9 protein-coding genes and 1 tRNA gene are annotated in these 17,640 nt (G+C 40.1%); 7 read left to right on the top strand and 3 right to left on the bottom strand.

Features of this window, described 5'->3' with window-relative positions; genetic code table 11:
* Window positions 1-113: 113 nt before the first annotated feature.
* Entirely contained in the window at window positions 114-842 is a 729-nt protein-coding gene (locus tag B0682_RS02640; RefSeq protein ID WP_078306549.1) for a UTRA domain-containing protein, read from the top strand.
* Between the two features lie 58 nt (window positions 843-900).
* Window positions 901-1,803 carry a MipA/OmpV family protein gene (locus tag B0682_RS02635; protein WP_158077844.1) on the top strand — a complete coding sequence of 301 codons (903 nt, stop codon included), beginning with the start codon at window positions 901-903 and terminating at the stop codon, window positions 1,801-1,803.
* On the opposite strand, the gene B0682_RS02630 is transcribed toward B0682_RS02635, so the two are convergent.
* Genes B0682_RS02630 through B0682_RS02620 form a run of 3 tightly spaced genes read right to left on the bottom strand, consistent with a single transcriptional unit; the run spans window position 1,800 to window position 13,179 of the window.
* Window positions 1,800-4,328: an ATP-dependent DNA helicase gene (locus B0682_RS02630; RefSeq protein ID WP_078306547.1), complete on the bottom strand. Its 2,529-nt coding sequence runs from the start codon at window positions 4,326-4,328 to the stop codon at window positions 1,800-1,802. The genes B0682_RS02635 and B0682_RS02630 overlap by 4 nt on opposite strands.
* Complete coding sequence (locus tag B0682_RS02625) at window positions 4,325-8,830, bottom strand: UvrD-helicase domain-containing protein (RefSeq protein WP_078306546.1); 4,506 nt, start codon at window positions 8,828-8,830, stop codon at window positions 4,325-4,327. Before B0682_RS02625 ends, B0682_RS02630 begins: the two co-directional genes overlap by 4 nt.
* Window positions 8,827-13,179, bottom strand: coding sequence for an exodeoxyribonuclease V subunit gamma (locus tag B0682_RS02620; RefSeq protein WP_078306545.1), 4,353 nt, complete (start codon window positions 13,177-13,179; stop codon window positions 8,827-8,829). The genes B0682_RS02625 and B0682_RS02620 overlap by 4 nt, the downstream gene beginning before the upstream one ends.
* 279 nt (window positions 13,180-13,458) lie before the next feature.
* On the opposite strand from B0682_RS02620, the gene B0682_RS02615 reads away from it, so the two are divergent.
* The 5 genes from B0682_RS02615 to B0682_RS02595 all read left to right on the top strand — a co-directional run bounded on the left by B0682_RS02615 (window position 13,459) and on the right by B0682_RS02595 (window position 17,640).
* A complete protein-coding gene (locus B0682_RS02615) occupies window positions 13,459-13,935 on the top strand; it encodes a hypothetical protein (RefSeq protein WP_078306544.1) in 477 nt (158 codons plus the stop codon).
* A gap of 48 nt (window positions 13,936-13,983) precedes the next feature.
* Window positions 13,984-14,059: transfer RNA gene (locus tag B0682_RS02610), tRNA-Arg, on the top strand.
* A 584-nt stretch (window positions 14,060-14,643) separates the two neighbouring features.
* Window positions 14,644-16,242: a P-loop NTPase family protein gene (locus B0682_RS02605; RefSeq protein WP_078306543.1), complete on the top strand. Its 1,599-nt coding sequence runs from the start codon at window positions 14,644-14,646 to the stop codon at window positions 16,240-16,242.
* 118 nt (window positions 16,243-16,360) lie between these two features.
* Window positions 16,361-16,798 carry a hypothetical protein gene (locus tag B0682_RS02600; RefSeq protein ID WP_078306542.1) on the top strand — a complete coding sequence of 146 codons (438 nt, stop codon included), beginning with the start codon at window positions 16,361-16,363 and terminating at the stop codon, window positions 16,796-16,798.
* Window positions 16,795-17,640 (top strand): type I-F CRISPR-associated protein Csy1, encoded by an 846-nt coding sequence (locus B0682_RS02595; RefSeq protein ID WP_078306541.1) that lies wholly within the window; start codon window positions 16,795-16,797, stop codon window positions 17,638-17,640. The genes B0682_RS02600 and B0682_RS02595 overlap by 4 nt, the downstream gene beginning before the upstream one ends.

Here is a 17,640-nt window from a genome sequence, read left to right as displayed (position 1 = left end):
GGTTGATTCATCAGTGTTTATTTATTCATCTTATCTTTAGCCTTGGCTCTTAAATTTTTAACTTTAATTTAAGCCACCAATCACCACAATCACCAATCAGAGAAAGCCATCATATGCCCCACATGTCCCAACACGTTCCTGCTTATCAGCAGATTAAAAACAAGATATTAGAACGCATTCATAAAGGGTTATGGTGCGGTGGTGATGCCATTCCAGCTGAGATTACTTTGGCGCAAGAGTTTGGGGTGTCTAGAATGACGGTCAATCGTGCGTTAAAAGAATTGTCAGAAGCAGGCGTGCTTGAACGCCATCAAGGCAGTGGCACGTTTGTGGCTCAACAGCAGTTTAATCACACGTTTGTGCAAGTGCGAAACATCGCCGAAGACATCAAAAATGCCAAAAAACACTATGTGGCCAAAGTCATCAAACAAGGTCATATAAACCATGCTGATTTGTGTGTTGCTGCCAAAGAACGCTTTAGTCCTGAGCAAAAAATCTATCAAGTTGAGATTTTGCATTTGGCGGATAATTTACCTGTACAGTACGAACGTCGTTGGGTAGATTGCGGTTTGTTGCCAGATTTTCCCAAGCAGGATTTTACCTGCATCAACACCAGCAGTTATTTAATTAAGCAAGTGCCACTGGTTAGGGGCAATTACCTCATCAAAGCAAAAACCCCGCCAGCTGACATCGCCCGATTATTACAGATTGATAAGTTAACCCAAGAGTACTACCAGCCAGCGTTATTGCTCAGTCGTCAAACATATTCTGGCGATAAAGTGGTCACTTATGTACAAATGTGGCATGATGGAGATACTCATCGGTTTTCTGATGAGTTATAATCAGATGAGTTGTTTTTATGGCATTGGCTTTTATTTTCTCAGAATCAAGCGTATTTTTATGAACACGTCATCGCAACTTTTATCATCACAACTGTCATCACTGTCATCAAAATCTTTGCAACCTTTATCTTTATTGGCATCAGCATTGATGTTGTCCTTATCGTCTGTATCGGCAATGGCACAATCAGCAATGATACAGTCTTCGTCAACCATGCAACCCATACAAGATGCTACCGCATCAGTTGCTGAGCAAACCTCCAACAACTCATCTAAAAAGCCATTTTATAAAGGCGTGCAAATTGGGGTCAGTGCTTATCATGTTGATGCTGGTTTTGCCAAATATGAGCCAGAAACCAAAATCGTACCGACTGTCTTTTATGAAAGTCAACGAATGTATGTGCGTGGCAATCAACTGGGGGTTAATCTGATTAAGTCCCAAGATAAAGAGTTTTCCGCTTATGTGCAAACAGCAGGCGACCCTTACAATCCAAAAAATGCTGAAAGCGACCATCAAAAACTCAAAAAAACCAATGGCTCCATCATGGCAGGTGGCAGCTATCTTTATGTGACTCGTTTTGGTAGTCTACAAGCCCAAATGGCAACGGAAGTGGCGGGCAACAGTGGTGGCAGTTTGGCAAAACTCAGCTATTTGGCTAAGTTTAAACAAGGTGGGTTAACTGTCGTACCCAGTGCTGGCGTGACTTGGTATGACAAAAATTATAACAACCATTACTACGGCATTTCACAAGCTGAAAGCGACGCAACAGGCTTGAATGCGTATCAGCCAAATGCTGGTTTTAGTCCTTTTGTCGGTGTCATGGCAACTTATGCGATGGACGACAGTTTGAGTTTGTTTTTAAATCAAAACACCAGCATACATGGCAATGAGCAATTAAATAGCCCCAAGGTAAAAGACCGTACCATCAGTGCCACCACGGTCGGGCTGTTATACACATTTTAAGGTGATGACGTGTGGTTAATGTGGTCAAAATGCCATGCCAATCCTGTCTGCCTAACGGTAGGCGTTTGTACCGCTTTCATAAAATCGTCATCACTCATCAAAAGACTCACCGCCGTTTTGGCACGAGTAACACCCGTATAAATCAGCTCACGACTAAGCAGACGCTGACTACTGGGGTCAAACACCAATGCCACATGTTCAAATTCAGAGCCTTGTGATTTATGCACGGTGATGGCATAAGCGGTGCTAAGCGTGGTTTCATCGAGCATATTAACCGACAATGGCAACTCACGCCCTTCAAAATACACTTCATACCCCCTATCGGCATGATATAGGCAAATGCCCACATCACCATTATATAGCCCCAATGTGTAAGTGTTCTTTTGTATCATGATGGGGCGACCATGATACCAAATGGCATGATTGGCTGGCAGGCGGATATGTCTGGCGTTGGCTTGTGATGCTGATGCTTGTTGTGATGACTTTATGGCAGAGATGGCAGATTTTATTTTCTCTTGATGCCAAAGCGTTAACCGTTCATTGATGCTGTCATCGCCCCAAATGCCATGATGCCCAGCCGTTAAGATGCGAAAACTGCCAAACTGACTAAAAAGCTTGCCAACATCAATATGCGTGCTGTGTTTGTCCAGTGTTTCCAATGTTTGTAAGCAATGTTTGACATACGGCAAATAATGCTGTTTGATAAATGCCATGCCTGTGTTGTTGCCAGTATTGTTGGTAAATGGCACATGTTGCAATGTGCTAAAACGTGCTGATAACTCTGCCAACTGAGTGATGGGTCTTTTATCATAACTGGCATCATGGGGTAATTTAGCATCGCCTTGATAAATCATGGTTGCCAGTTGACCAACGGCTGACTTATCGTCAAAACGACGACTTTGTGTGAGTGTTATTTGCATGGGGGCAATGCGTTTAATGGCACATAAATCTGCCAACACCGATCCTGCTTCTACTGCTGCCAATTGTTTGGCATCTCCCAATAAAATGAGCCGACTTCCTGTTTTGACAGCTGCCAACAGCTGACTGGTCAACTCTGCCCCCAACATGGATGCTTCATCAATGATGATGATGTCTTCGCTCAATGGATTGTTTTCATGATATTTGGCAATGCCATCCATGCCGATGCCAAGCAAACGATGCACGGTTTTTGCCTTGGGCAGTAACATCTGTATGCCACTTTTTTCAATGGAATGCTGTAGAGATTCTTGCATTCGTTGGGCGGCTTTCCCTGTGGGGGCGGCAAGCGCTAGGGTTAAAGATTTTTTTAATGATTTAGATGAATTAGATTGGTATTGGCTATGATGATGTAACGCCAAGACCAATGCTGCCACTGTATAAGTTTTTCCTGTGCCAGGTCCACCTGTGATGATGCTAAACGCTGAACAATTGGCAGTTTGTATGGCATCTCGTTGCTGTGGCTGAATGTCCAACTTAAGTTCATCAATGATGCTGTCCATGTCCAAAACCATGTTCAACCTGCTGATGGGTTGGGTACTGATGCGTAAAATGTGTCTGGCAATATCACGCTCTGCCTGCCAACTGCGATGCAACCAACAGGTAAAAATTGAGGTATTATTAACATCATACACCAATGGCTTGGCATGGGCTTTTTTGCCATTTTGCTTAAATGTGGCATGATTTGTGGCATTGGCATTGGCATTGGTGTCGGTATCCGTCTTGCCAATCAAATCATTTGCAGAAATAAAATAAGCACTGCCTTGGTCAAACCGTTGGGTAAATTGAGTCAAATCAGCATGCTCATCATATTGATTTAGCCATCGTATCAGCTGTTGCGTCAGCATCAACTGTTCATAAACCTGTAAAATCGTGTCATCAGCAACTTGTTGTAACTGCATTGCTAATTGCTGATAAATGCCATTTTTATGATGATTTGACCAGCTGTTATGGTCATGATGGCTGTCATCAGTGTTTATTGGCATGAATTGGGTGAGTATCTGATTAATCATCTGATTAACCAGCGATAACAACCGTGCTTCTGCATCAGCTCGATTGATTTTTTTGCCATGCTCCTTGGTTCGGTCAATGCCCAATCCATTTTTCATGCCATTTTTTTCGCCATTTTTTTTAAAGTCAGCAATCAATACGGATAACCACACGCTTTGACTCACCACATGTTGACTGATGGCTTGAACATCATTTTGAACATCACTTTGAATGCCGCCATAGATGTTAATGGCAATTTGCCATTGTGTCAGTATAAAGTCAGTCAAAGGCATGGCAACAGCATAAATCAGCTGATTTTGCCATGACATGTCTGACATCTCTTTACTGTCTGTCAACTCAAAACAGGTATGCCCTTCTTGTAATTGATTGACCAAAAGCCCCATGAATGCTTGAAACAACAAACGGTGTTGATTCCCTTGTCCATTGGCGAGTTGATGGTTTGATTGTTGTGCTTGACGCAATAACAGATAATCGCTAATTGGTTTTGCCCAGTTATCGGTTGTGTTGTTGTTAAGTGGGCTGATAAAAAATTGGCTCATAAAAATTTATCCAAAGCATGAATTAAACCAATGGGTATTTCCCAATGAATGCTGCCCATTTTTGCTTGATTGTCATTGTTGGTATTGTTGGCATTATGGGCATTGTCATCAATAAAATCTGCACCAAAACCCCTTAAAAACACATATTCCACTGCTCCTAAATACCGCTGTTCATTACCATGGTAGTTTTTAAGTCGCATTTTTAATAAACGATGCAATGCCACTTGATAAATCATGGCTTGTAGCCAATACCCTGCTTTACTCATGGCAACTTGTAAGACGTCAAAATGATAATCGCTTAACTGATTACCAAGGTAATTGCTTTTATAATCCACCACATAAAACTTACCGTGATGCTCATAGACCAAATCCATCTCACCTTTTAGGTAACGTAACTCAAATTGATTGGTGGATAACTCATTAACAACAAAATGCACATGCTTATCTGGGTCATTGGGTAAATGCTGAGCAATGGTGTCTGCCAGTTTGGTCAAATCTAATTTACCTTGCATGCCCATGTTAAATGACATTTCAGCTTTTAGCTGTTGTGCTGGCAAGTCATTTAAACAGATGTTTGACGCAACAAATGGTGTTTGCATGATACTTTGTAGCCACATGATGAGTTGTTGATGACTGAGATTTGTGGCTTTTGTGTTGTCAGCGTCTTTGGTCGTATCTAATTTGATAACATCTGAGAGTGGTTGCCATTGGCTTGAATATCGCTTGGGTAAGTCATATTCTAGAAGATGTTTATCAATCAATTTGCTCTGGCTGTCATCGGTATTTGGCTTTTCTGTGGACAGTTTTTCTAATACCTTATGTAAAAATGACCCTGCATTTGCCCCTTTAATAAAATTAAAACGAATGTTGTTATTCGATATGTTATCTAATGATGGCTTATCTTGTTTATTGGATTGTTGGCTGGTTGGTCTGATGTTTGGCTCTTGCTCCATCATCATGACTGTTTGATAATCTAAGGTTTGATAATCTAAGTTATCTTGTTTTAGACTTTGACCATCATTAAGTAAGTCATCATTGAATAAATTAGATGCGTTGTCCTGATGATTGATGATGCCATTTAAGTGATTATCAGGTTGATTTAACAGACGGCTTAAAGCCGTAAAGCTTGTTCTGCCCCAACCCACAAAGTGCGTTTGTTTTATCACGCTGTGATAATCTGGATAGTCAATCTGTTGGGGCTGTAAGGTTGATATGCCCACATCACTTTGACTGATTTGGTTAAGTGGTTTTGATGGTTTTGTGATTGGTAATTCTTTATCACTGGCATCACCATCAAACCAGCCAATATAAGGTTGCAAACGCACTGGTAGATGATAATCTTTACTATTGACACAATCTAGCCAATGGTTTAGCGGTCGCCATTGAATATCAGAGGTATTATAACGGTCTTTTATCACAATAAATAACTGCTCACTGGCTCGGGTCATTGCCACATAAAACAACCGCTTAAGTTCATCAAAATTCTCTTTAAGCTCAATTTGTGCAATTTGATTGTCCTGTTTGTTTGCATGACGGTGTGGCGTGGCAGATAAACGGCGAAATGTTAAGGCTTGTGTCTGCAAAGAAAAAACGTGGCTTTTTTGCACATCATTTTGTGCATCAATATGGTTAACATCATCAACATAAGCATACAAATGAAAATCATCATTTGACTTTTTGGCTGATGCACTCATGCCCAACACATACACAATCGGAAATTCAAGCCCCTTTGAGCCGTGAATGGTCATTAGTTTAACCCCTTCACTGCTGGCGATGGGCAGGCTTGTTGCCCAGTCATGATTAGGCGGTGATTCAATCAGTGTGGATAGCCAATCAATAATTTCAAATTCGCCCATTTTTCTTGTGTGTTCGCCAATGATGTCTAACAGTTGACGCAAATTAAGCAGCAGACGCTCAGCATTTTCTTGTTGACTGAGTGTTTGCCAAACGTTTTTGCCCAGTTGTTGTTGGTTAAAACTGTCAGAATTATTGACAGAATTCAGGTAATATGGGCAGATGGATAAGGATAAAACTGCATTTAAAACAGCCATCGTGCCTTTTTTTTGCCAAGATTTGGCGATGTTGTTTAAGGTCTGTTGGTATTGTTCATAGTGGTTGATGGTATTTTTGGGATGTTTGCTTAGGCTATTTTTATCATTTGTGTGTTGATTGTCTTGCCACCGTTTTACCTGCTCTAAAGTCATTGCTCGACTTTGACTAACCAATGTGCGATTGATGTGGTTTTGGCTGTATGGATTTTGTAGGGCTTGCAAAATAGCCAACAGCTCTTGTGCCATGACTGACTCAAAAATGTTGCTTGATGCTGATTTGTTTGCCAGTATTCCAAGTTTGACCAACTGTCGTTGTATGCCATCTAAGTCTGTGTGTGTTTTTGCCAATACCGCAATGTCGCTGGGTTTGACCATTCGCCCATCTAATTGAGATGACGATTGTAATAACTTAGCGATGTGTTGGGCAGTGGTTTGGATAACATCATTGCTTTCTTTATAAGGCAAGTGAATGATGCTGACTGGGGGTATGGTTCTTGTATCAGTTACCTTTGTGTCAGCTTTGGTATCTGTGTCAGCAATGCTTTTTGTAATATTAGACAAAAGCAGATTGGACAAAAGCAATTTGCCTTGTTCTCGATGGGCTTTCATGTGTTGGTAATAAATGCCCTTTCCTAACTCTCCTAAATCAGCCAAGGGACTGTTATTATCAGGTTTATTATCTAAAGGACGATTTGATGATGGGATTTGTCCTTGCCCAAACCAATGATTTAATGCTTCAACCAAGCCTTGTGTAGAGCGAAAATTCTGTACCAAACGATACGTACTGTTGGCAAAATGGGTTTTTATTTGATTATAATTGGCAACATCACCGCCTCGAAAACCATAAATTGCCTGCTTAGGGTCACCCACCAACAATAAAAACGCATGTCTATGACTGCTCTGCCCTGACAGATATACTCGCTGTATCACTGTGGCTTGTTCGCCATTGATGTCTTGCGATTCATCAATCAAGGCAATGGGGTAACGATGCCGAATCAGCTTTGCCAAACTCTCGCCATGCTTGCCTAATAAAGCGTGATTGAGCTTTTGCATTTGCAAAGAAAACGTGGTCTCCCCCAATTCTGCCAACCGCTTTGGTAACTGCTCTCGCACCTGTTTGACGATGCTGACAAGCAATTGCTGGTGGACATTTTGCAAATGAGTGGTTAAAGCGTCTTGTTGGACAGAAAGTTGTTTTAAGTGTTCAATGATGTTCAAGGCATCAAAAGCCTGTCTTTGCGTTTGACTGTTGGCATTAAAGCCTTTGACTTTACCAGTGGCATCTTCTTCACCCATCACATATTCTTGAAACCCATGCCAAAAATCTTGAGCTTCTTTGGGCAAATGTTTGACAAAATCATAAGGGTGTTCGGATAAAACAGCAAAAAATTGTGGCATGGTAGGCAAATTTTTACCTAACTTACCGTTTACAAACATCTTTTGTTGTTTGCGATAATTTGCATCAAAATAGGGTTCAAGTTCTGCCCACCCTATTTGTAGAATTTGCTTGATAATCTGATCATATTTTTCAAAATTAAAGGTTTGTTGGGGATTTTCATCAATGGGAACGGATAAAAAGTTCAACCCTCGTTCAACCGCCTTACGAAAATCACTCACCTGATATGATTGATTCTTAAGCAACAACTGATGGGTCAACTTATCGTTATGGTATAAATCGCTATAGAATTGGCGAATGTGATTATGAATGATGATGTCGATATGCTCATCTTGGTCTTCACTGATGCGGATATGGCTGGTGTGTCCTGTTTCATTGGCAAATTCACTGAGCCATTTTTGTGCCAAACTGTCCAATGTGCTGACAAACAGCTTATCTAAAGTGGTGAGCAGATGGCGAGTGCGTTGAATGGCTTGATTGATTGGGTAAGTGTGATGATGTTCGATAATATGGGTCAATAGATGCAGATTGACTTTGTCATTGATGCGGTCTTTTAATTTTTGTATGTCAGATTGGTTTGCTAAATCAATCAGATAATTTTTGATGTTTTTTCTTTTGTCAGTTTTTTTCTTGCTTTTATCATCTGTTTGGGTTTTATCTTTGCTTAGGCTATTTTTATTGGCTGATTCATCATCTGACACACTGCCAAATAACGCTTGTTGATGAATGGAACGCATGGACAACTGTAACAACCATTCTAAGGCATGATTAAAGTCAAGCAGACGGTCATAAATACGCTCTCTAAGCTCTGCCGCCGCCGCACGGGTAAAGGTTGAACAAATCATCTGTTCAGGTTGGCGTTTGCCCTCAATCAGCAAGCGTAACACAATGCCCGATAGTGTCCATGTTTTACCCGTGCCTGCCGATGCTTCTATCAGATGATGGCCATATAACGGAATGTCCGTGGCAGGCAAGATGACTTGATGGTTAAGATGGTTAATATGATGATTATGAATGGTGGGATTGGGCAGTGCGTTTGTCATTGCATTATTCATGTGGCGGTATCCAAAGGCATCATGGTTTCATATAGCTTACCATACATCGGTTTTGCTAACTTTTGTAAAGCTTGGCTTAATGCGTTAAATTTTGCATCATCGTCATAATCTGCCAGCACATATTGCCAAACAGGGCTTTTAGAACATTCATCAGCCACCCAATTTTGTTTAGAATCTGATTTAAGCCAATCAGAGAAATCTTTCACTGTTGGGGTATAGCTTTGTTCTTTATCGTTTTGTTCTTTATTTATTTGTCCATTGTGTTTATCAAGTTTATCAAGATAAATAAAGGCGTGTTTTGGCATCATGACCATGATATGGTTATCCAGCCATTGAGCGAGCAGTAGCCACTTTTGCAGTTCTGTTATGGCATCGGCTGAAGTCATGGGAGGCAACACACACACCGACTCTCCTTTAAATTGCCAAATGCTTGTGCCTGCCAGCCCTGCCACTGACTGTGATGAACTGATTTCATCACAGTTATTGATTTCATCACAGTCAGTGGTATCTTGTCGAGCAATTTGCCACAGCAGATGATGTAGCCACATATCCAATTTGTGCTTGGCATGGTCTTTTTTTGCCAACACATTTAACCAAAGCTTATCTTTGGGTTGACCAGGCAGTTTGGCATAAACAGTAACCTCAAGCACAGGTTGGATATGTGGTGTCTGTTGTGGCAGTTGAGACATCAGCTGTGGCAAAGTTAACACAACTTGCTGTTCACGCACGGATGTGATGTGCTTGACAGTATTTTTTGGTAATAAATCAGCATATTGTGATTGATGCAACTTGGTCATGAATGCGTCAAACTGTTGTTGCAACTGCGTCATTTGATGGCTGAGCGTCCAAACACGATTAACCCCTACAGGTAATAAGGTATTATTTAACAGCATGGCGATGACATCATCTTTGGTGTCATCTTGAACAGTAGGATTTTGAATAACATCATTTTGAATAACATCGTTATAAATATCAGCATCTTGAACAACATGGTAATGCTCAAGCAAATGGTCTGTTAGCTGATAATTCGCCAAGTTATCCAATACCATAGGCTCTAGTGTGTCTGCCTTGTCTTTGGCATGTCTAAGGGCAATCTGTTGCTGTTTAAGATAATGCTGGGCAGGGTGCTTAAAGCGTCTGAGTAATTCAACAACAGACAAATGCCATGCGTCAGATGCGAGTATTTGTGATAAGTTTGTCTTGGTTTTTTCATTCCCCAAAATCAATAACTGATGAGCCATCTGCTGATATTCATCAGCATCAGGCAAGGCAATGGCATTAACTGGCATGGCTTTTTCTTGCACATATTGGTCTTGCTTATCATATAGTGCATGATAAATCTGTTGCCAAATCGGTGCAGGAGGCAGATTTGTTTTTTGGCGAAGTTGATGCTTCTGTAGCGTATCAGCAAACAAATGAACAAGCTCAGCTTGCTTATTATCAGCTTGGCTGGTTTTATTTTGTTGATTGTTTTGAGTGCTTTTGTTATTTTTAGATATTTCAAAGACACTGGCATCATAAGGCAATGCAGAATGTTTGGTAACAAGACTTGATAAGATATGCTCTTGCATGACTTTTTTTATTTCACTTTGTAGGCTTAAGTTTTGTGAGTTTGGGTGCGGTTGGTCAAACTGCCAATCCACTTCGGCTTGCAAAAACTGTATCAACTCACTGACGGGCTGTGCTGGCAAATGTTCAGTGTCATCACCCATTTGTTGTCCATTATAAAAAATCCAACACGCCTCTTTGGCACACAACAACGCATCTAAAAACGCCCCATTATCTTCATCATCACTGCGTTTATCCCCACGTCTTGCCAGCCCTGCTTTCATCAGGTCAAGATAATCATCACGCTCTTGTCGTGGAAACTCAGAAATATCCATATTGAGCATCACCACCAACTTATACGGCACGGTACGCAAAGCCCCAAAACGAGCAAAGGTTATCACCCCTGTGGGTTCGGCACTGATTTGTTGAGATTCTAGCTGGGCTTGGATACTTTGTAACAAAAATTCCAAACGAAAGCTCAATTCTTGTGTCTGTTGCCCTTGGCTTTGTTGGGCAGATTTATCAGCATTCAAGCTTTTCTTTAATGCGTTAATGGCGGTAAAAATCGCTCGCATGGATTTACTGCCATCAAATAATGCAAAATAGCGATGAATGATGTCGTTTTCGATGGCATTAAGCCAATGAATGGCAGGGCGTTTGCGTTGATAATCATGACGATGTTGTGCCAATGCTTGATAAATTTGGCACAAAGCGGAGATAATGGGTGCATCATTTAAAGTGATTTGTGCCAATGGCAAGGTCAATGGTTGGGGAAATGTCAAAACATGGTGTTGCACAGGGTGATAAATCATGTCCGTAAGATGAGCTTTTGGCATCAACAAACCAGTCACCAATCTATCAAGGGCATAGGCAAAACAAAAACGATGGTCATCATCTTGTGGATGTAGATTTTGGCGTAAATGCGTTTCATCAAAACCACGGATAAAACCTGCTTGACGTAACAGCTCACAGCCACGTTGCATTTGTCGATAACCAAGCCCATAAGCTTCATAAACTTCTGGCAACATCAACCAATCAAACACCTGCGACCAACCAAAATCTGCATGTGCCTGTCCAAGCAACTGATAATAACCAACAATCGCTTGCCACAGTGAGCGAATCTGTCTGTCCACCACCCCTGTCACTTTGGCAGGCAAATTTAAGCCATCAATGCCTTCCCCTAGCGAAAACACCGATTGTATCAAATCATGATGTCTATCCACATCAGGCAACAGCACCAAGACATCTGATAAATGTCTTTTATTTTTTTTATCAGTTTTTATGTCATCATCGTTGTTATCTATGTCAGCTGCATTTAACCATTGAGCAATCATTGCTCGCATCACTTCTAGCTGACGTTGTAGATTATGGCATGAATGAATGCTTAGGCTATTATCAATGATGCCTTGATGCCATTGTCTGTTAGCTGTACCCAATACACCATGATTAAGCTGGTTTGTCAGCTCAGTTTGGCTTTGCTCAAGTAACCGCTGTTCAATATATTGCCTTGTCAGCGTATCGTCCATAATCAACACATCTTCTTGTAATCGATGCAATAGCGATGACGGCGGTGACATTGGGTTGGTTTTATGATTGGTTTGATAAGACACAAAGTCATCTTGCCATGTTACACTATCATATTTGGCATGCTGATTGGCTTGAATACGCTGATTTTTAGCAACATTGCCTGATAAATTCACCAAAGAAGCAAAGATATCTCGACTCTGTTTTCCCAAACGGGACAATAGCGTATGACCAAAATCACGTACATACGCCATGCTGGGGTTGGTAATTTGCTGTTGTGTCAACCAACGCTTATCCACAATGTCCGCCCAATACGCCTGTGATGGGTTATAAAACAACAACTCAATATCAATAAAAGTTGATAATTGTCGGATAAAATCCAACTCATTTAATGGCATTTGTTGAATGGTAAATAAGTACAAACGTTTGGGCAACATGGTCTTGAACTTGTTCTGATGTTGTTGAGAAAAAAAACGCAATCCTTGCCAAAATCGCTGTTCAATCTTTTGACGCTGGCCATATGAATCAGCAAAAAGTACCTGCCAAAGACACCGCTGTGCCAACTCCAGCTCCACATAACCATCTTGTATCCAGTCAGGTGTGTCATTAGACTGTTCATCAAACTGCTGATTTAACCAATCTTTTTGAGCAATGAGTTGTTTAATATCAACCGCCTGCCCTTTTGTCCAAAGCATTAGCCAATCATTACGGTGGGTCAAATAACGGTTAAACGCCCCCGCCAATGACTGAGCTAACTGCCATAATTGTTGTTCTTCAGCCTTGCTTGGCTCTCTTTTTGACGTATTGGCGTTGTTGACATTCATATTTGCATGGTTGCTTAAAGCATACACTTTAGCAAACAAAGGAAACAAGCTATTAATTTGGTTTGTATCGCCCTTATCACTTTGCAAATCTGCCATCACGTCTAAATATTGCTGATAACATGCCAGCAAATAAGCGAACAATCGCCACTGCATCACATTGGTCGAAAGCATGGCAACTTCAGGCACAGTAATGGATTTGTCATCTTGTTCATCGTTAAATGCGTCAATGACCCGTTTCATTATCTGCCACTGATATCTCCCCCAAAATTCGGTAGTAATCAGTGTGCTGATGCCAGTTTCATCTGCAATGCGATTTTGTAGCCATTCACCCAGCACCATAGACGGCACAAGCACCACAAATGGCTCAAACATACCAATATCATCGGATTGATAGGCGTGCAATAACTGCTTGAGCAACTGCTCGGTTTGGTTAGACTGATAAATATTAAGCATGGTAAGTCAGTGACCGAATCAATGTACAATAATAAAACAATCAAATAATGACACACATCATGATGTGAGACAGAACCACCCTAACAGATGAACAAATGACTTTACCATCATGACTATTTATGGTTAAAATTAATTATTAATTATGGTTAAAATTGTCAATATGCTCACTTTTACAGATTTGCTTAACATTTGCAACCCGCTTATGCTAAAAAATGAGCAATCACACGACAATCACGCACGCACGATTATTCATCATTCATTTTTAACATTGGGGATACCATGCCACTAAGACCTGTCAATGCCATTTTTATTGAACAAAAACAACAGTTCATCGTGGTTTATCAACAAGGCAAACTATGGCAGTTGCCCAGAATGAAGCTGGACATGTCCGCATGGCGATACCGTAAGCCATTTACTGGCAACAAATCCGAATTGATACTGGCTCGTAATCAACACATCGCTGACACCACGCTTGCCCAAAAACTGCCCACACATCAACTGCCTGATGTCTTGCATGGTCTTAACCTGCCACGTTTTGAGAATTGGTGGCGACAAAATGGCTTTGATTGGCTTAACAATCGCCAAAATGACAACACCAATATTAATAACGCCAATATTAATAGCAAGGTAAACACCACCCCAACAGCTGACGCATCAAACCACAAAAACACTCAACCCAGCGTACGGTCAAACACACAATCGGATAATATTTTTGACAATATGCTGGCAGACTTAGAAGCAAATTTGTTAAAATAGGCATTTAAAACCCATGTCACCATGTCACATCATCTCTTAATCTCTTACGTGCCTATAGCTCAACAGGATAGAGCAGTTGCCTCCTAAGCGACCGATTCAGGTTCGAGTCCTGATAGGCACGCCAAATATCATATCCACAAAACCCCATAACCACCCACAACCCCTTAAATTTCTAATTATCATCTGTCCATAGATAACCATAATTATTCATACTTATCTGTCAAAAAGCCTGTTCGTCATAAAAGGGATGAAACCAAACAAATGTCAATCAACATGTACTAAGAATGTCTGGGAATAGACTAAAGAGTTTTTGCCCTATCTGTTGTGGTATCGACAATGACAGCTAACCAGCTTATGACATCATCTGTTCTTATGGGTAGTTTTTTAGGTAATTCAAACCGTCAACCGTCCTAACTTGTGGCATAAGGGTACGATACCAACACCAGTCAGTTAAAGCCAGTACTATTTGCTCTTTAAAGTGTGCTATAGTCAATTCATAGTAAAACCACCACAAATACAAAGAAAGTAGAAAAGAAAAACAGTCATCATGAAACCGACCACCCCTTACACCAACACCAGTTTTCAATCATCAGAATTAAAAACCATCTTACACTCCAAACGTGCCAATATTTACTACCTACAACACTGCTGAACGCCAATCATCATGCAGAACAAAAAGGCAACCAACTTTTAAAAGAACAACAGCAGTTGCTTGAAGACTTAGAAAGCACCGCTTTGGCGATGCAAGGCAGTGAAAGTTTACAACTAGATGATGATGTTGAGCTTGATAACAACTCCTTACTCAGCACATGGTTTGAAAAAAACCCTAAATACCAAAAATTGCTTCATGCCCCCATTCTTGTCAGCACCATTGACCATCTCATTCCTGCCACAGAAAGCTTACGTGGGGGTTATCATCAATGTATGGTTGCTGATAATCAACAGCCACCCATTGTATGTGCTTGGTTTGATGAATTTTTAACTCAATCCATCTTTACGCACAATCACGATGACTTTATTCGGCAACATAAGAACTTTGTTGACAAACGCATCAACAAATTAGCTGAAGATAACGCCCCCACTCGTAAAGCGAAGATTGTGCCAATCATTAAACCAATGATTGAGCCAATTCTCAGCAAACAAACAGCATTGGACTTACTGACACTGACCATTCATAAAACCATATTTTCTGCTCACACCAATCACCACCAATCTAATGGCAAGTATGATATTTCGTTTGGTGTCGTCAGATTTGCCAACATTAACCCTTTGGTTGCAGTTACCCAAGCTTTAATCAAACACAATAATCACGATGATTGTTGTGTTCATTATTGTGTTTATCATAGTCAATTTACCTTAGCCAAACGCTCTATGATTGAAGAAAAGCTAGACAGATTGGTCAATCGCAAACAACCCAACACCATTTGGCAACAATCAGAAATCATAGAGACCATCAAACGACAACCGAACAGCAAAAATCATATTTTTGTGGTCTTAGCAACGTCTGTTTGTGAAGTTGGGCGTGATCATGATTATGATTGGGCGATTGCTGAACCCAGCTCCATGCGTTCATTGATTCAATTGGCAGGTCGCCTACAACGCCATCGTAAACAGCCTGTGAATGATGAAAATCTCTTTATTTTGGACAAAAACTATAAAATGTTAAAAGGCAATCGCATTGTCTATGAAAAACCCGGCTTTGAAAGTCAAAAATATCACCTTGACGGTAATAAATCGATAACACACACCTTAAAAACCGAGCAATATCAACATATCAATTCGATACCGAGCATTCAATTAATCCGCCCCAGCCAACCCCCTTATGACAATCTGGTCGCCTTAGAACAAAGTGCCTATTGGTATAAATTGGTGGGTGATTGGCAAAAAGGACAGCCATTTGAACCAAATAATGCCAAAATTTGGTGGAATCAGAAAGTCACTTGGACAGGTGAGGTTCAACGTCAACAGCCATTTCGATTGTCTTCACCAGAAAAAACATTCATTCTTGCGCCAAATTCTCAAGGCAATCTGACTTGGTTGATACGAGATGATTCTAACTATCCATACATCAAACTAATTGAAAGCCAACATATTTTAAATTACAATGAAATTAAGTTTAGTAAAGATAATTTTTCATGGTTTAATACCGATGAGAAAACTCGTTATCAGCAAATTGCAGAGCGATTGGGTGTCGAAGTTGAGAAAATACCCAATATTTACGGCGAAGTGACTGTGCCTTATCATAAAAACTCCAACAAACAATATTATTATCACCCATTTTTGGGCATATTTTCAGAGCTTGAATAAAAAACTAACTTAAACATTAAATACAAACCTAAATATGGATTTAAATATAAACCAAATATAAAAACTCAATGCCCAATACCCAATGCCTGATATCAAAACTTAACTAAAGAGGGATAAAATGACAGATGCAATAATCATCAAACAAATAATTGACGATTTTTTATCACAAAAAATCCATAAAACCATTGAGCAAAAACAAAAACAGGCAAAAGGGAATTTTAGCGAAGATGATAAACAAAAAATTCGAGATGAACATGAAATTGTGGCTTGGCTAGATAAGGTCGCCGAAAATACCCATAAAGTTTTTTTAAATGTCTCTCATGTTGCCAGGCTGACGCATTCAAGCAGTCAGGCAATGAGTTTACGAGATGTCAGCCAATCTGATAAATATCCTTATTTAATAACCACACAATCTGTTGATGGTCACTTTTTGGACAATAGCTACTTAGATGCCGGTGTGGCACCAATCACAGAATTTTTAACCCTTCCTGTTAAGAATTCAAAAAAACAACTTGGTAATTTTTTAGCAGAAGATGCCAGCTTTTTGCCAAGATAACCGATGATAAAGAAAAACAAGCATATTGGTCATCTCAAATAAAAAAAGCCTATCAGTCGCAACAGATTTGTAGTCATACTTTAGCCAAACAGATTTATATTCCAATGGGTAATAATCACCATCATGATTATCATTTGGTTTCACCCATGTATTCTAGCTCTTTAGCACATGAGATTGCACTTGTAATCAAAGCAAGTAATGACACAACAAATCAGGCAAACCTTGCCAGAAAACAAAACGCTTGGAGTAACCAGATTTGGGTCTTTTATCCAAACGTTGCCACACTTGGAGTAACAAAAAGCAATCATCAAAATGTATCAATACTCAATGGTCAACGAAATGGGCAGTTGTATTTGTTTGCTGCGTTACCACCCAAATGGACAGTTAACCCCAATCCACCCACATCGATGACACAAATTTTAAAAAAAATCCATCAAGAACATTCATTTTCTAAAGTAAAATATTTGCTCAATATTTTTAAGAAAAATGACTTATTCATTAATTATGAACGAAAATTGGCATTAAAAACAGTCATTGAAGACATTATTTATGCAGTTTGTGATGAATTGTTATTCATCAGAAAAAACCAGCCTATGGGTTGGACAAAAAATCATAAAATCCCTCCTTATTTATCCATCATCATTGATGGTCAACCATTCGCTGATAAAAAATATTCACAGCCTCAAATTGAACTGTATTTGGATGAATTAAAGCAAGACATGGTTGCTTGGATAAGTAAAGGCGTTGGTGATGAAAATCGCACCAAATCTTTAGAAAACTTATGGCTTAAAATCATGACCCCCATTTTAAAAGAATTTTATCAAGTGTTAAAAGCGGAGTAA

It is taken from the genome of Lwoffella lincolnii, assembly GCF_002014765.1.
Classification (GTDB): Bacteria; Pseudomonadota; Gammaproteobacteria; order Pseudomonadales; family Moraxellaceae; genus Psychrobacter; species Psychrobacter lincolnii.
This window is presented reverse-complemented; position numbering and strand designations above follow the sequence as displayed.

Bases quoted from the DNA above. Each gene is read 5' to 3' on its own strand.
- B0682_RS02600 (WP_078306542.1), top strand. From the start codon at position 16,361: ATGACAGATGCAATAATCATCAAACAAATAATTGACGATTTTTTATCA.
- B0682_RS02635 (WP_158077844.1), top strand. From the start codon at position 901: ATGAACACGTCATCGCAACTTTTATCATCACAACTGTCATCACTGTCA.
- B0682_RS02640 (WP_078306549.1), top strand. From the start codon at position 114: ATGCCCCACATGTCCCAACACGTTCCTGCTTATCAGCAGATTAAAAAC.
- B0682_RS02615 (WP_078306544.1), top strand. From the start codon at position 13,459: ATGCCACTAAGACCTGTCAATGCCATTTTTATTGAACAAAAACAACAG.
- B0682_RS02620 (WP_078306545.1), bottom strand. From the start codon at position 13,179: ATGCTTAATATTTATCAGTCTAACCAAACCGAGCAGTTGCTCAAGCAG.
- B0682_RS02625 (WP_078306546.1), bottom strand. From the start codon at position 8,830: ATGAATAATGCAATGACAAACGCACTGCCCAATCCCACCATTCATAAT.
- B0682_RS02630 (WP_078306547.1), bottom strand. From the start codon at position 4,328: ATGAGCCAATTTTTTATCAGCCCACTTAACAACAACACAACCGATAAC.